The following is a 15,220-nucleotide window of genomic DNA, read 5'->3' as shown; positions in this document are numbered from 1 at the left end:
CCGGCCGCGCCGGCCTCTCCGACCACGAACGATGGGAACCTGTCATGTCGGTCTTCCCCCGCGGGTGGAGGCGCCGGACGGGGACGGCTGCCTGCGCGCTCACCCTGGCGCTCGGTGCCGCCGGCCCGGCCGCGGCCGGACACACGCCGAAGGGCCGCGCCGCGGCCGCCACCGCGGCCGGCGGACCGGACGTCCCGGCCCGGCTCACGGTCGGGCCGGGCGGCCGGGACCTGCGGCTCGCGGGCGATCTCACGGCGGGCGTCGCCGCGCGGGCCGCCGCCATCCTCGCCGCGCACCCGCGGATCGCGCGCATCCATCTCACGAGCGACGGCGGCCTCGTGGAGGAGGGGGCGGCGATCGGGGCGCTCGTGGCGGCGCGGGGGCTCGCCACCTACGTCCCCGACGCCTGCGCCTCGGCCTGCACGCTGATCTTCGTCCGCGGCCGGACGCGCTACCTCGCGACCGGCGCGCGGCTCGGCTTCCACGCGCCCTACGAGATCGGGGCGCGGGGGCGGATGCGCCCGGTGGATTCCGCGCCGGAGCGGGCGGCCTACCGGGCCGCCGGCCTGCCGGCGGCCTTCGTGACGCGGGCGCTGGCGGTGCCCCCGGCCGGGATCTGGATCCCGACGGACGGGGAGCTGCGCGCGGCCGGCATCGTCACCGAGGTCGTCGGAACGGACCGCTTCCCCGACTCGACCCTGGACGCGGATCCGAGCGCGGCCGGGGCGCGGGCCGCGATCCTGCGGAGCCTGCCGATCCTGCGCCGGGCCGAGGCGGCGGGGCTCGCCCCGATCACCCGGTGGTACTGGGACGGCTACGCCGCCGGCCGGCCCGAGGCGGAGGCCGCCGCGGGCCTGAGGCGGATGGCCGCCGGCTACCTTCAGCGGCGCTTCCGGGCGGCCGATGACGGCGTCGTCCGCGCCCTGGGCCAGCGGATCCTGGCGACGCTGGAGCGGGGGAACGCGGCGGCCTGCGGCCTCCTCGCGGCCGGCGACCTCGTGGCGCTCGACGCGCGCCTGCGGGCCGAGCAGCCCGCGTCCCACGGGCTCGCCCCGCTCCTCGCCCGGGCACGGGCCGCGCGGCCGGACGGAGCGGTCTGGGCGGACCCGCCCGCCACGGGCCCGGGCGCCGCGCGGTCGACGGCCGAAGCGGCTTTCCCGTCGGGCGATTGCGCCGCCCGGATCGCCGCGACGCGGCACGCCCTCGACCTGCCGCCCCGCGCGTCGGCTGCCGCGCTGCGGGCGCTGTTCCTCGCGGAGCCGCAGCAGATCCTGGCGAGCCGCGCCGGACCGTAGCGACGCCGCCGACCCTCGACACGCCGCGCCGGCGCCTATCTTCGCACCCGCGGCACGCCCCGGACGGGCGCCGGCCGCGGGGAGACGGGGGTTCGACGGATGCCGGATTATCGCCTGCGCGGGGCGGTCCGCGGCGAGGATGGCGAGATCGGCGCGCCCCGCGTCGACGAGGTGCTCACGGCCGCGGACGCGAAGGAGGCGGTCCGCCTCGCCAACGGCCGCTCGCTGACGATCGAGGACGACGCGGTGAACGCCCTGTGGCTGGTCGACGCCCACGGCACCCTGCTCTGGTCCCTGCGCCGCGCCGACCGGGAGTCCTGACGCAGGCCGGCGCCGTCAGGCGGGCGCGCGGCGGCGCGTCTCCGGCAGCGCCGCGTCGGGCTCATCGGCGCCGCCGAGATACAGGGACCGGACGTCGTCCCGCCCTCGCAGGGACGCGGCGGTGCCGGCGAGCGCGCTGCGGCCGTTCTCCAGCACGACGGCGTGGTGGGCGTGGCGCAGGGCGAGGCGGAGATTCTGCTCGGCCACCAGCAGGGTCAGACCCTCGGCGCGGTTCAGGCCGGCGAGCACCCGGTAGATCTCCTCCACCACGCGGGGGGCGAGTCCCATGGACGGCTCGTCGAGGACGAGCAGCCGCGGCCGCCCCATCAGCGCCCGACCGATCGCCGCCATCTGCTGCTCGCCGCCCGAGAGCAGGCCGGCGGCGACGCCCCGCTTCGCGGCGAGCCGCGGGAACAGGCCGTAGACCCGCTCCAGATCGGCGCGCAGGCCGCCGCGGCCCGAGCCGCGCCCGAGGCCGCCCGCGACGAGGTTCTCCTGGACGCTCAGGCCCCGGAAGCAGTGGCGCCCCTCCAGCACGCCCACGAGCCCGGCGCGGACGAGGGCGTCGGTCCGGGTCCGCGTCGCGTCGCGCCCGTCATAGGCGAGGCGCCCGGCCGTGACCCGGCCGCGCAGGGCCGGCAGCAGGTTCGACACCGCCCGCAGCAGGGTCGTCTTGCCGGCGCCGTTGGCGCCGACCAGGGCGACGATCTCCCCCGCCCGGACCGCGAGGTCGACGCCGTGCAGGGCGTGCACCGCCCCGCCGTAGACGACCTCCAGGGCCTCGACCTCCAGGAGGGTCGGCGCGGCGCTCATCGGGCGCTCACCGGGCGCTCACCGGGCCGCCGCGGCGGCGTGCTTGCCGCCCGCGTCCGCGGCCTCCTCCGCCGCGCAGTCGCGCGGGGTGATGCCGTGCTCCTTGGCGTAGGCGGTCGCGGACGCCTCGATGATCGGGCGCAGGCTCGCCCAGTCGGGGGCGATCCAGTCGGACACCACGGTCCACTTCGCCCCGTCCCATTGCTGGAAGGTGACGCGGCCCTCGCCCTCGTGGTTGGCGCAGGTGACGTTGATCGAGTGGAACAGGCCCTTGGCGCCGAGCGCCGCCACCCGGGCCTCGTCGAGGCGCAGGTGCTCGAAGCCCCAGCGCACCTCGTCGCCGGTGAGCGTGCGCTGGCCGAACTTGCCTTGCGCGATCCGCACCGCCTCGACGTTGAGGATGCCGTTCAGCACCCCGAGATTGTGGTAGACGCTGCCGATGCGTCTCCGGTCGGCGAGGTTGCCGTTGCCGGCCCCGTAGACCTTGCCGACGACCTCCTGGATCACCGGGTAGGCCGTGCCCGAGGCCTGGGTCGTGATGGCGACGTAGCCCTTGGCGGCGTCGCCCGCCGGGATGACGTCCTCCTCCGAGTTCGACCAGACATTGCCGACGATCCGGTCGGCCGGGAAGCCGGTCTTCTGGGCGGTCTTGAGGGCCACCGGATTCATCACGCCCCAGCCGCGCAGCACCACGAAGTCGGGCCGCAGGCGCCGGATCGTGAGCCACTGCGACTGCTGCTCGTTGCCGGGATGGGGCACCTCGATCTGCGCGACGGTGAAGCCGTAGCGCGCGGCGAGCTGCGCGTAGATCGGGATCGTCTCCTTGCCGTAGGGCGAGCCGTGATAGAGCACCGCGACGGTCTTGCCCCTCAGCTTGTCGAGGCCGCCCGCGCGGGTGCCGAGATACTGGATGATGCCGCTCGTCTCGCTGTAGGGGTTGAGCAGCAGCGGGAACACGTAGGGGAAGACGCGCCCGTCGGTGGAATCGGTGCGGCCGTGGTTGATCGTGATCAGCGGCACCTTGTCGGCGGTGATGCGGTCGATCATCGCGTAGGCGATGCCCACCGAGAGCGGGTTCCAGGCGGCGATGCCGGGCCGGGACTTGAGCCGCTCGTAGACCTCGACGCCGCGCTCGACCTCGTACTGGGTCTCGCCCTCGCTCCAGGTGAGCTTGACGCCGTTCACGCCGCCGTCCCGGGCGTTGATCAGGTTCAGGTAGTCGATGAAGCCGCCGAAGAAGCCGGTCCCGCCGGCCGCGTAGGGGCCGACCCGGTAGCTCTGGAGCGGGAAATACTGCTCGTCGGCCCGTCCGGCCCGGGGGGCCGCGCCGGCGAGCACGACGGTGCCGGCGAGGAGCGCGGCGCGAAGGCGGGTCGTCAGGGGCATGGTCGTCCTGGGGTTGGTCAGACGGGAAGGGGGATCAGGCGGCGCGGCGGCCGAGGCGGCGGCCCGCCCGGTCGAGGAGGGCGGCGAGGCCGGCGGGCTCGCGGATCAGCACGGCGACGATCAGGGCGCCGAGCACGATGCGCTGGACCATCTCCAGGGTGCCGGAATCGAACCCGTCGCCCAGGAGCGCCGCGCCGAGGCGCGCGAGGAGCAGGGGCAGCACCACGATGAAGCCCGCGCCCAGGAAGGCGCCGCGCAGGGTGCCCAGGCCGCCGATGATGACGATGAAGAGGATCTGGAAGGAGCGGTCGAGGTTGAACCCCGCCGGCTCGACGGTGCGCAGATACGCGAAGGCCCACAGCGCCCCGGCGATCCCGATCACGAAGGACGAGACCGCGAAGGCCAGGAGCTTGGTCCGGGCGACCTTCACGCCGACGAGGCGGGCGGCGGTCTCGTTGTCGCGGATCGCCACGAGGTCGCGGCCCGTGGGGGAGGCCACGAGGCGCCACGCCAGGACGGTCAGCAGCGTGACCACGCTCAGCGAGAACAGGTAGCGCCCGCGCGGATCGTCGAAGGACAGGCCGGCCACCACCAGCCGGGGGGCGGTGATGACGCCCGAGGGGCTGTCGTCGGAGATCCAGCCGATCCGGTTCAGCGCCCAGGCGACGAAGAACTGCGCGGCGAGCGTCGAGACCGCGAGGTAGAAGCCGCGCAGCCGCAGGGCCGGCAGCCCCGCCACCAGCCCGGCGAGCGCCGCCACGAGGCCGGCGAGCAGGAGCGACACCGGCAGGGGCAGGCCGGGCAGGCGCAGCGACAGGTTGAAGGCCGCGTAGGCTCCGACCGCCATGAAGGCGGCCGAGCCCAGGGAGAGCAGCCCGGCATAGCCGGTGAGCAGGTTGAGCCCGAGGCCGGCCAGCGCCAGGGCCAGGAACGGCGTCAGCAGCGCCTCGAACACGTAGCTCGTGCCGGTGAGCGGCACGATCCCGTAGGCCAGGACCAGCAGGGCACCGAGACCGAGGGTGCGGGCGGACAGGCGGGCGCGCGGTGCGGCGAGGGGGAGGGCGTCCATGGTGTCCTCAGACCCGCTCGACGGCGCGCAGGCCGAACAGGCCCGACGGCCGGACCAGCAGGAAGCCCAGGGCCGCCACGTAGGCGATCCAGCCCTCGATCCCGCCGCCGATGACCGGCCCGAGATAGACTTCGGACAGCTTCTCCGCCGCGCCGACGATCAGCCCGGCCACGATCGCCCCGGCGATGGAGTCGAAGCCGCCGAGCACGAGGACCGGCAGGGCCTTCAGCACCACCAGCGACAGGGAGAACTGCACGCCGAGCCGCGCGCCCCAGAGCAGCCCCGCCACCAGGGCGACGATCCCGGCGGCGATCCAGACCGCCGACCAGATCCGGGGCAGGCGCAGGCCGGTGTTGAGGGCGGCGAGCGGATCGTCCGCCACCGCCCGGAAGGCGAGGCCGGTACGGGTGTAGCGGAAGAAGGCGGAGAGGAGCGCCACCATCAGGCCCGCGACCGCGGCGGCGAACAGGTCGAACCGGCTGACCAGCACGCCGCCGAGGTCGATCGGCGTGTCGTCGATGCCGAGGTCCAGCCCGTGGACCTGGGTGCCCCAGGCGAGCTGGGCCGCGCCCTCGATCACGTAGGCGACGCCCAGCGTCGCCATGAACAAGGTGATCGGCGGCTGGTTGACCAGCGGCCGCAGCACCGCCCGCTCCACCGCGAGGCCGACCATCACCATCGCGGCGAGCGTCGCCGCCAGGGCCGCCGGGAAGGGCAGCCCGCGCTCGGTCAGGCTCACGAAGGTGAGGGCGGCGAGCAGCACCATCGCGCCCTGCGCGAAGTTGAGCACGCCCGAGGTCTTGTAGATCAGCACGAAGCCGATCGCCACGAGGGCGTACATGACGCCCGAGAGGAGGCCGCCGACCACGACCTCGATCAGGAAGGCGAGGTCCGGGCTCATGCGGCGGCCGCGTCCGCGTCGATATCCGCGTCCGCATCTCCATCCGCATCCCCGTCCGCGAGCCCCAGATAGGCCGCGATGACAGCCGGGTCCGCCCGAACCTCCGCCGGCGTGCCGGTGGCGATCCGGCGGCCGTGGTCGAGCACGGTCACCCGGTCGGAGAGGCGCATGACGACGCCGATATCGTGCTCGATCAGCACGATCGCGGCCCCGGACCGCTTCCGCGCCGCACGGATGGAGCCGGTCATCTCGGCCTTCTCGGTCGCCGTCATGCCGGCCATCGGCTCGTCGAGGAGCAGGAGTCGCGGCTCGGCCACCAGGGCTCGGCCGAGCTCGACCCGCTTCTGGAGCCCGTAGGGGAGGCTGCCGGCCGGGCGGTCGGCCACTGCCCCGAGGCCCAGGCGCCCGATCACCGCCTCGGCGGCGGCGCGGTGCGCGCGCGCCTCCTGCCGGGCGGAGGGCAGACCCAGGATCTGGGCCCCGAGCCCGGCGCGCCGCGCGGCCGAGAGCCCCGCGAGGACGTTGTCGCGCACGCTCAGGCCCGCGAACAGGGCGAGGTTCTGGAAGGTCCGGGCGACGCCCAGCGCGGCGAGCCGTCCGGCCGGCACTCGGGCGAAGGTCTCCGCGCCGAGCCGCACCCGCCCGGCCCGCGGCGCGTAGAGGCCGGTGATCGCGTTGATGAGCGAGGATTTCCCGGCGCCGTTCGGCCCGATCACGGCGTGGATCTCGCCGGCCCCGACAGCGAGGTCGATCTCCGCGAAGGCCACCGTGCCGCCGAAGGCGAGGGACAGTCCCTCGACCGACAGGATCGCGTCCGCCCCATCCCGGTGCGGGCTGCCGCCGGGCCCCGCCGCCGGGCGAGCGGCGGGGCGGGGGATGGGGGTCCGCCCGTCCAGAACGGGGCGGACGAGGCGCAGCGCAGGCTGCATGGGCAAGGATCCGTCCACGATAGGTCGTCCGCTGCGGCGCGAACCGGCGGCACCCGTTGAGAGAAGGCGAGAGACAGGACGACGACACGTCCCCGGCGAACATTCCGATGTTCCCGCCGGTCAAATCCTGCTGTGCGGCGCGCGCGAAGTCAAAGGCACAGTCTTTTCAATTTCGATACGGCGCGCGAACATTCTCCTTCCGGGACGCGCCGGCGCGGGATCACTTCCCTAGTCCTGCCGAGGGTCCGCGCACCCCACCCAGATCTTGCCGCCCCGGGACGGTGACGGGCCCGGATCCGGGCGGATCGGCCCGGCGCGGCGGGCGGAAAGACACCTTACGGTAGCATAAACTAATCTGCATAAGTATTCATGGCTTGAAACAAAATGTAGGTTCGCGCCCCCACGCCGTCGTGGAGGCGCCGCCATGCCAAACCCGCTCGCGCACAAGCTAAATTGCTATGTCCGGCTCTCCGAAGACGACCGGATGTGCTTGGCCGACGCCATGAGCCCGAGCCGCATGGTCGCCGCTCGCACCGACATCATCCACGTGGGCGACGATCCGCGCGCGATCAACGTGATCCTCGAGGGCTGGGCCTGCCGGTACCGGCAGTTCGCCAACGGGCGCCGCCAGATCGTCTCGCTCCTGCTCCCGGGCGACCCGTGCGACCCGCACGTCTTCCTCCTCGACGAGATGGATCACGCGATCGGCGCGATCACGCCCGTGCTCCTCGGCCAGATCTCCGGCCCCGCGATGCGGGATCTGACCGCCCGCAGCCCGCGGCTCGACATGGCCTTCCACCGCGAGGCCCTGGCCAATGCGGCGATCCAGCGCGAGTGGACGGTCAGCCTCGGCAGCCGAACCGGGATCGAGCGCCTCGCCCACCTGTTCTGCGAGTTGCACGCGCGCCTCGCGGCCGTCGGCCTGACGGACGGGAATACCTGCGCGATGCCGATGACGCAGAACGATCTCGGCGACGCGATGGGGCAGACCAGCGTGCACATCAACCGCACGCTCCAGGAACTGCGCGGCATGGGGCTGATCACCCTGCGCAGCCGGCGCCTGACGATCCACGATCCGGCCGCGCTCGCGCGGCTCGCGCATTTCGACACCGCGTATCTCCATCTCATCGAGGCCGACCACGCTGCCGCGCGCTGAACCCTGCCGGTCCCGAGGCGATTGAGCCAGGTTGAACGACATCCGGAGTGGCCCGGCATGACAGACCCTCGCGATCCGGCGGAGCGTCTCGCACTCCTGGAGGCCGACAACGCGCGCCTGCGCCGGCTGCTCGACGGGGCGGGGCTCCCGGACAGCCTGCGTCACGGGATGCGCAACACGATGGCGATGTTGCGCACCGTCATGCACCGGTCCGCCGACAGTGCCGCCGATGTCGAGAGCTACGTGGCGCATCTCGACGGCCGGTTCGGGGCGATCATGCGGGTGCAGGCCGCCACGGACGCGTTCGGCGACGCCGACCTGCACACGCTGATCTCGGACGAGCTGATGTTCCACCTCGCCCGCGAGGGCGAGCAGGCCAGCCTCGCCGGCCCGCGGGTGCGCCTCCGCCCCAAGGCCGCCCAGGTCGTCGCGCTGGCCCTGCACGAACTGACCAGCAACGCGGTGGAGCACGGGTCCCTGGCGCTCCCCCAGGGCCGGATCCGCGCCGCGTGGCGGGTGGCGGACACGGAGGCCGGACCGCCCGTCCTCAGCCTCGACTGGGCCGAGACCGGCGGCCGCGGGGTCGTGCCCTCCGGCCGGCGCGGCTTCGGCACGGACGTGCTGACGGAGATGCTGGCCTACGATCTCGGCGCGGCGGTCGACCTGCGCTACGAGCCGGACGGGCTGCGCTGCACGATCCGCGTGCCGCTCACGGCTCAGGTCGGGCGCCGCGTGGCCGAGGATCCCGAGACGGGCTGCGAGAGCGACGGCCGGTGAGGCTCACGAGCTCGACGCCGCCCGCACCTGCCCGGTCATCTGCGGCAGCGCGCCGAGCGCCTCCACGGCCGGGTTCGGGCCGGGCAGGAGCAGGTAGTCGGGCGTGAACCCGGAAAACTCCCGCAGACGTTCGAGATTCGGCACGCGCACGCTCTTGCGCCCGCTCTCGATCAGCCCGGCCCTGCGCAGGTCGGAGAGGACGCGCGAGAGGTGGACGTTCGAGAGCCCCGCCGTGTCGGCCAGTTCGGACTGCGCCAGCGGAAGGCGGTACTCGGGCTCCAGGCCGAGGCCGACGGCGTTCAGGCGCGCGAAGAGCTCGCAGATGATGTGGGCGACCTGCTTGTCGGCGGACCGGCGCCCCACCCCGACGAGCCATTCCTGCAGGACGGCCTCGTCGACCAGGACCGACCACCACAGGGCGCGGTAGATGTTGGGCCGGAGGGCGGCGAGTTCCTTGATCGTCCGGTAGGGGACCGAGGCGACGGTGCAGGGCGTCAGCGTCGCCACGGAGTGGATCGCCCGGTTGAGCAGGGACGCGTGCAGGTCGCAGCCGTCGCCGGGAACGAGGTAGGCGAGGATCGAGCGCCCCCCGTCGGGCACCAGCTTGTAGCGGCAGGCGAATCCGTCGAGGATCACGTAGGCGGCGTCGGGCCGCACGCCTTCCGAGACCAGGTCGCGGCCCGCCTCGACCTGCGCGACATCGCTGGTCGCCGCGCCCAGCGCGGCCACGTCGCCGTCGTCCAGGTTCGCGCGCAGCGCCAGCTTGCGAAGGAAGGGGTTCAAGGGATCTCCCGGACGTCCTGCCCCGCGCGCGGAGGCGCCTCTGCGTAAACGCGCGACGGCTTATCCTTACTCCGCGAGGTCATCAAATGATCGCCACGCCTCTGATCCGGATCCCGACGGCGCCGATCCGCGAGGAACCTTCGACGCCGGGGTGCGCCGGCGCCCGAATGCGGCCCTCGGCGCGACCGGACCGGCGCCGCCTCCCGGGATCGGCCGCGGAGGGCGCGCCGGGCCATGCGGGCCGGATCGGCGTGTCAGGAGAGCCGAAGCGTGCGCAGGACGGTGCCGTTCCCGTCATGGATCTCCATCCGCCAGCCCGCCTCGGCGTCCGGCAGCTCGCCGGCCTTCCGGAACTCCTCGATCAGCACCAGCGCTTCCGCTTCCGCGTGCGCGACCGTCGCGGCGAGGACGCCCGTCTCGTCCTCGATCGTCTCGCCGTCGCTCCTCAGGCGGAAATAGTAGCGCTCTGCCATGACATCCTTCAGCTCAGGTCCGGACCCGCTCCCGCCCCGGCGCGCGGGCGCCGCGCCGGGGGCTGAGGTAAGTGGCATCGATCCGCGTCCGATCAACGTGCGCGCGAAAGTCCCGGCGCGGATGCCTATCGCTTGGTCCCCCCGCTCGCGGACGCCGCAGGACGCGGCACGGCGCTGCCGGTCTGGCGAGCGAAACGCCGCCCTTCTGGGCGCTGCCGGACCCGGAACAGCCTCCCGACGCGGCATGCCTAAATAATTGGCACACGATTTGCGAAGGTCGGCCCGTCGCGAGGAAGACGACGCAGGGGACCGCCATGAAGGCATTTGGAACTTGGGCCTCGGCCGCCGCGCTGGCCGCCGGGCTGGCGATGGGCACGCTGGGAGCGGGCGCCGCGCGGGCGCAGGAGACCATCAAGGTCGGCATCCTGCACTCGCTGTCGGGCACGATGGCGATCTCGGAGACCACCCTGAAGGACGTGATGCTCATGCTCATCGCCGAGCAGAACGCCAAGGGCGGCGTGCTCGGCAAGAAGCTGGAGCCGGTGGTGGTCGACCCGGCCTCGAACTGGCCGCTCTTCGCCGAGAAGGCCCGCGAGCTGATCAGCAAGGACAAGGTCGCGGCCGTGTTCGGCTGCTGGACCAGCGTGTCGCGCAAGTCCGTGCTGCCGGTGTTCAAGGAGCTCGACAACATCCTGTTCTACCCCGTCCAGTACGAGGGCGAGGAGAGCGAGCGCAACGTGTTCTACACCGGCGCCGCCCCGAACCAGCAGGCGATCCCGGCGGTCGACTACCTGATGTCGGAGGATGGCGGCGGCGCCAAGCGCTGGGTGCTGGAGGGGACCGACTACGTCTACCCGCGCACCACCAACAAGATCCTCGAAGCCTACCTGAAGTCCAAGGGCGTCAAGGACGAGGACATCCTGATCAACTACACGCCGTTCGGCTTCTCGGACTGGCAGACCGAGGTGTCGAAGATCAAGGCGTTCGGCTCGGCCGGGAAGAAGACCGCCGTGGTCTCGACCATCAACGGCGACGCCAACGTGCCGTTCTACAAGGAGCTCGCCAACCAGGGCATCAAGGCCACCGACATCCCGGTCGTCGCCTTCTCGGTGGGCGAGGAGGAGCTCGCCGGCATCGACGCCAAGCCGCTGGTCGGGCACCTCGCCGCCTGGAACTACTTCGAGTCGATCAAGACGCCGGAGAACGAGGCGTTCATCAAGAAGTGGCAGGCGTTCAAGAAGAACCCCAAGGCCGTCACCAACGACCCGATGGAGGCCAGCTACATCGGCTTCAACATGTGGGTGAAGGCGGTCGAGAAGGCCGGCACCACGGACCCCGACAAGGTGATCGACGCGCTGCCGGGCATCGAGCAGAAGAACCTCACCGGCGGCACCGCGACGATGCTGCCGAACCACCACATCACCAAGCCGGTCTTCATCGGCGAGATCGAGGCGAACGGCCAGTTCGACGTGGTGTGGAAGACCGAGGGCCTGATCCCCGGCGAGGCGTGGTCGAAGCAGCTCGAGGGCTCGAAGGACCTCGAGGCCGACTGGGTCAAGCTCAAGTGCGGCAACTACAACACCAAGACCAAGTCCTGCGGCGGCGCCTGAGGCGTCTCCATCCCTTCCCCGGGCGATCCCGGGCCTGCCCGGGATCCGCTCAAGCCTGCGGGGAGGGGGAGGGGTGGGGGTGGTGCAGAAGGCACCGCCCCGCTCGATCCTGCACCACCCCCAACTCCGGCTCCTCCCTGCAAGGGGGAGGAGAGTCAGCCGTCGTGCCGAAAGTCTCGATGCTCCGTCTCCTCTGCCTCCTCCTCCTGCTCCTCGCCGTCCCGGCGCTGGCGCAGACCGCCGATCCCTACGGCCAGCTCGCCGGGGACGGCTACGCCGAGATCGAGGCCGGCGTCTCCGGCCTCGCGGCGAGCGGCGACCCGCGCGCCGACGCGATCCTCGCGGCCCTGTCGGACGGCCGCCTGCTGGTGCGCCCGGACAAGACGCTGCTGATCCGGCAGGGCGGCGCCGTCGTGGACGCGAGAACCGGCGCCCCGGCCGCCGACAGCCCCGACCTCAGGCCCGTGCGGGCCAACAATCGGGTCCGCCGGGCGATCGAGGCGGCCCGCGGCCAGCTCGACCTCGCCAGCCCCGATCCGGCCAAGCGCCGCGCCGCCGCCGACGCGGTGTTCAAGGCCCGGGACGCGGCGGCGCTGCCGGCCCTCGACGCGGCGCTGACCCGCGAGGCCAACGCAGGCGTCCGGCAGGCGCTCACCGAGGCCCGCGCCGCCGTGCTGCTCGCCGGGCCCGGCACCGCGGACGCCGACCGGCTGGCCGCGATTCCCGCCATCCAGGCCCGGGGCGATGGCGACGCGATGGGCATCCTGCGCGGTCTCGCGGCGGATCCGAACGAGGCCGTGCGGGCCGCCGCGGGCCGCGGCATCGCGGCGATCGAGACGCGGCTCGCGATCCTCGGGGCCCTCCAGAACGTCTGGTACGGCATCTCGCTCGGCTCGGTCCTGCTGCTCGCCGCCATCGGGCTCGCCATCACCTTCGGGGTGATGGGCGTGATCAACATGGCCCACGGCGAGATGGTCATGCTCGGCGCCTACACGACCTATCTCGTGCAGGAGCTGATCCGCACCAAGGCGCCGTCCCTGTTCGGCTGGTCGCTGGCGATCAGCATCCCGTGCGCGTTCCTGGTCGCCGGCCTCGTCGGCGTGCTGATCGAGCGGTTCATCATCCGCTTCCTGTACGGGCGTCCCCTGGAGACGCTGCTCGCCACCTTCGGGGTCAGCCTCGCGCTGCAGCAGGGCGTGCGCACGATCTTCGGACCGACCAACCGCGAGGTCGGCGCCCCCGCCTTCATGAGCGGCGCCTTCGACCTCTACGGCCTGTCGATCACCTGGGGCCGGATGTGGATCATCGTGTTCGCGCTGGCGGTGTTCCTGGGCCTCCTGTTCGTGCTGCGGAGGACGTCGTTCGGCCTGAAGACCCGGGCGGTCACCCAGAACCGCCGCATGGCCGCCGCGATGGGCATCCGCACGCCCTACGTCGACGCCCTGACCTTCGGGCTCGGCTCCGGCATCGCGGGGATGGCGGGCGTCGCCCTCTCGCAGATCGACAACGTCTCGCCGAACCTCGGCCAGGGCTACATTATCGACTCGTTCCTCGTGGTGGTGTTCGGCGGCGTCGGCAACCTCTGGGGGACGCTGGTGGCGGCGCTGACGCTCGGCGTCGTGAACAAGCTCGCCGAGCCGTATATCGGCGCGGTGCTGGCCAAGATCGGCCTCCTGATCTTCATCATCCTGTTCATCCAGAAGCGCCCGCGCGGCCTGTTCGCGCTCAAGGGCCGGGCGGTGGAATCGTGAGCCCCATGCCGTCCCGCACCCCCCTCATCGACCGGAAGGGCTGGATCTTCCTCGCCGTCCTGGCCGCCTTCTGCCTCGCCGTGCCGGTGCTGAACCTCGCGGTGCCGGAGGGCTCCGGCCTGCACCTGCCGACCTACCTCGTGGCGCTGTTCGGCAAGTACCTCGCCTACGCGCTGCTCGCGGTCAGCCTCGACCTCGTCTGGGGCTATTGCGGCATCCTCTCGCTCGGCCACGGGGCGTTCTTCGCGCTCGGCGGCTACGCGATGGGCATGTACCTGATGCGCCAGATCGGCGCCCGGGGCGTCTACGGCAACCCGGTCCTGCCCGACTTCATGGTGTTCCTGAACTACAAGGCGCTGCCCTGGTACTGGTACGGCTTCGACCACTTCGCCTTCGCGGCGCTGATGGTCCTGCTGGTGCCGGGCCTGCTCGCCTTCCTGTTCGGCTGGCTCGCCTTCCGGTCGCGGGTCACGGGCGTCTACCTGTCGATCATCACGCAGGCGCTGACCTACGCGCTGATGCTCGCCTTCTTCCGCAACGACATGGGCCTCGGCGGCAACAACGGGCTGACCGACTTCAAGGATTTTCTGGGACTCCCGGTTCAGTCCCAGACTTTTCGCGTCGGCATCTTCGTCGCCACCGGGATCGCGCTGGCGCTGGGCTACCTGATCGCCCGGGTCATGACGGTCTCGGCGTACGGAAAGATCCTGATCGCCGTGCGCGATGCCGAGAGCCGCACCCGCTTCCTCGGCTACCGGCCGGAGCACTTCAAGACGCTGGCCTTCACGGTCTCGGCCATGATGGCCGGCGTCGCCGGCGCCCTCTACGTGCCGCAGGTCGGCATCATCAACCCGGGGGAGTTCGCGCCCACCAACTCCATCGAGACGGTGATCTGGGTGGCGGTGGGCGGCCGCGGCACGCTGGTCGGCGCGGCGCTCGGCGCCGTGCTGGTCAACTACGCCAAGACCGTGCTCACCGGGGCGATGCCCGACGCGTGGCTGTTCGCGCTGGGCGCCCTGTTCGTGGTCGTGACGCTGTTCCTGCCGCGCGGCCTCGTCGGCACCGCGATCGAGCGCCTCGGCTCCCGGCGTGCGGCCGCCAAGCTGCCGCCGGAGCCCGACATCGCCCCGGACCGCGTCGAACAAGGGCAGGGCGCATGAGCACCGACCTCCTCGAACGCCCGGACACCCGCGGCCCCGCCAACCGGAAGCGGGAGACGGACGCGCTCCTCTACCTCGACGACCTGCGGGTGACCTTCGACGGCTACAAGGCCCTGCGCGGCCTGTCGCTGACGCTGGCCCGCGGCGAGCTGCGGGCGATCATCGGCCCGAACGGCGCCGGCAAGACCACCATGATGGACTGCATCACCGGCAAGACCCGGCCGGACAGCGGCATCGCCCTGTTCGACGGCAGCCACGACCTGCTCAGGAGCGACGAGCCGGCGATCGCCGACCTCGGCATCGGCCGCAAGTTCCAGAAGCCCACGGTGTTCGAGAGCCACATGGTCGCCGACAACATCCTGCTCGCCCTCAAAGGGCCGCGCGCGGCCTTCGCGTCCCTGTTCGGCTGGCGCAACCGGGTGGCGCGGGAGCGGATCGACGCCCTTCTGGAGACCGTCGGCCTGCTCGCCCACCGGGGCCGGCCGGCGGCCGATCTCAGCCACGGCCAGAAGCAGTGGCTGGAGATCGGCATGCTGCTCGCGCAGGACCCGAAGCTGCTGCTGGTCGACGAGCCCGTGGCCGGCATGACCGACGCCGAGACCGCCGAGACCGCCCGCCTGCTCCGGCGCATCGCCGGCGAGCACGCCGTCCTCGTGGTCGAGCACGACATGCACTTCGTCCGCGATCTGGGGTGCCGGGTCACCTGCCTGCACGAGGGCGCCGTGCTGGCCGAGGGCTCGATCGACGCGGTCTCGGCCGACCCGCGGGTCGTCGAGGTGTATCTGGGGCGATGACC

General features: G+C 72.5%; 15 protein-coding genes. 8 read left to right on the top strand and 7 right to left on the bottom strand.

Going from position 1 to position 15,220, the window contains the following annotated elements:
• Positions 1-44 precede the first annotated feature (44 nt).
• A complete protein-coding gene (locus tag ME121_RS23455; protein WP_059409668.1) occupies positions 45-1,295 on the top strand; it encodes a hypothetical protein in 1,251 nt (416 codons plus the stop codon).
• A 99-nt stretch (positions 1,296-1,394) separates the two neighbouring features.
• Entirely contained in the window at positions 1,395-1,616 is a 222-nt protein-coding gene (locus tag ME121_RS23450; protein ID WP_012318417.1) for a hypothetical protein, read from the top strand.
• A gap of 15 nt (positions 1,617-1,631) precedes the next feature.
• Here ME121_RS23450 and ME121_RS23445 read toward each other — a convergent pair whose 3' ends face one another.
• Genes ME121_RS23445 through ME121_RS23425 form a run of 5 tightly spaced genes read right to left on the bottom strand, consistent with a single transcriptional unit; the run spans position 1,632 to position 6,714 of the window.
• Positions 1,632-2,429, bottom strand: a complete 798-nt coding sequence (locus ME121_RS23445) for an ABC transporter ATP-binding protein (protein WP_029360587.1) — start codon at positions 2,427-2,429, stop codon at positions 1,632-1,634.
• Positions 2,430-2,447: 18 nt separating this feature from the next.
• Positions 2,448-3,815 (bottom strand): ABC transporter substrate-binding protein, encoded by a 1,368-nt coding sequence (locus ME121_RS23440; protein WP_012318419.1) that lies wholly within the window; start codon positions 3,813-3,815, stop codon positions 2,448-2,450.
• Positions 3,816-3,849: 34 nt separating this feature from the next.
• On the bottom strand, positions 3,850-4,884 hold the full coding sequence (locus tag ME121_RS23435) for a branched-chain amino acid ABC transporter permease (RefSeq protein WP_024830541.1): 1,035 nt from the start codon (positions 4,882-4,884) through the stop codon (positions 3,850-3,852).
• A 7-nt stretch (positions 4,885-4,891) separates the two neighbouring features.
• Positions 4,892-5,785, bottom strand: coding sequence for a branched-chain amino acid ABC transporter permease (locus ME121_RS23430; RefSeq protein WP_059409667.1), 894 nt, complete (start codon positions 5,783-5,785; stop codon positions 4,892-4,894).
• Positions 5,782-6,714, bottom strand: coding sequence for an ABC transporter ATP-binding protein (locus tag ME121_RS23425; protein ID WP_089231719.1), 933 nt, complete (start codon positions 6,712-6,714; stop codon positions 5,782-5,784). The genes ME121_RS23430 and ME121_RS23425 overlap by 4 nt, the downstream gene beginning before the upstream one ends.
• A 424-nt stretch (positions 6,715-7,138) precedes the next feature.
• Between ME121_RS23425 and ME121_RS23420 the strand changes: the two genes are divergently transcribed.
• A complete protein-coding gene (locus ME121_RS23420; protein ID WP_012318423.1) occupies positions 7,139-7,870 on the top strand; it encodes a Crp/Fnr family transcriptional regulator in 732 nt (243 codons plus the stop codon).
• Positions 7,871-7,927: 57 nt separating this feature from the next.
• Positions 7,928-8,647 carry an HWE histidine kinase domain-containing protein gene (locus ME121_RS23415; protein WP_012318424.1) on the top strand — a complete coding sequence of 240 codons (720 nt, stop codon included), beginning with the start codon at positions 7,928-7,930 and terminating at the stop codon, positions 8,645-8,647.
• Between the two features lie 3 nt (positions 8,648-8,650).
• On the opposite strand, the gene ME121_RS23410 is transcribed toward ME121_RS23415, so the two are convergent.
• Complete coding sequence (locus tag ME121_RS23410) at positions 8,651-9,430, bottom strand: Crp/Fnr family transcriptional regulator (protein WP_043073482.1); 780 nt, start codon at positions 9,428-9,430, stop codon at positions 8,651-8,653.
• Between the two features lie 254 nt (positions 9,431-9,684).
• Entirely contained in the window at positions 9,685-9,903 is a 219-nt protein-coding gene (locus ME121_RS23405; protein WP_059409666.1) for a DUF6894 family protein, read from the bottom strand.
• A 314-nt stretch (positions 9,904-10,217) separates the two neighbouring features.
• On the opposite strand from ME121_RS23405, the gene urtA reads away from it, so the two are divergent.
• The 4 genes from urtA (at position 10,218) to urtD (ending at position 15,218) form a co-directional block, all read left to right on the top strand.
• Positions 10,218-11,513: an urea ABC transporter substrate-binding protein gene (urtA, locus tag ME121_RS23400; protein WP_029360584.1), complete on the top strand. Its 1,296-nt coding sequence runs from the start codon at positions 10,218-10,220 to the stop codon at positions 11,511-11,513.
• A 179-nt stretch (positions 11,514-11,692) separates the two neighbouring features.
• A complete protein-coding gene (gene urtB, locus ME121_RS23395) occupies positions 11,693-13,264 on the top strand; it encodes an urea ABC transporter permease subunit UrtB (protein WP_059409665.1) in 1,572 nt (523 codons plus the stop codon).
• Between the two features lie 5 nt (positions 13,265-13,269).
• Positions 13,270-14,424, top strand: a complete 1,155-nt coding sequence (gene urtC / locus ME121_RS23390) for an urea ABC transporter permease subunit UrtC (protein ID WP_012318429.1) — start codon at positions 13,270-13,272, stop codon at positions 14,422-14,424.
• Positions 14,421-15,218: an urea ABC transporter ATP-binding protein UrtD gene (urtD, locus tag ME121_RS23385; protein ID WP_059409664.1), complete on the top strand. Its 798-nt coding sequence runs from the start codon at positions 14,421-14,423 to the stop codon at positions 15,216-15,218. Before urtC ends, urtD begins: the two co-directional genes overlap by 4 nt.
• The last annotated feature ends 2 nt before the right edge of the window (positions 15,219-15,220 follow it).

This window comes from Methylobacterium sp. ME121 (assembly GCF_000974725.1).
Taxonomy (GTDB): domain Bacteria; phylum Pseudomonadota; class Alphaproteobacteria; order Rhizobiales; family Beijerinckiaceae; genus Methylobacterium; species Methylobacterium radiotolerans.
This window is presented reverse-complemented; position numbering and strand designations above follow the sequence as displayed.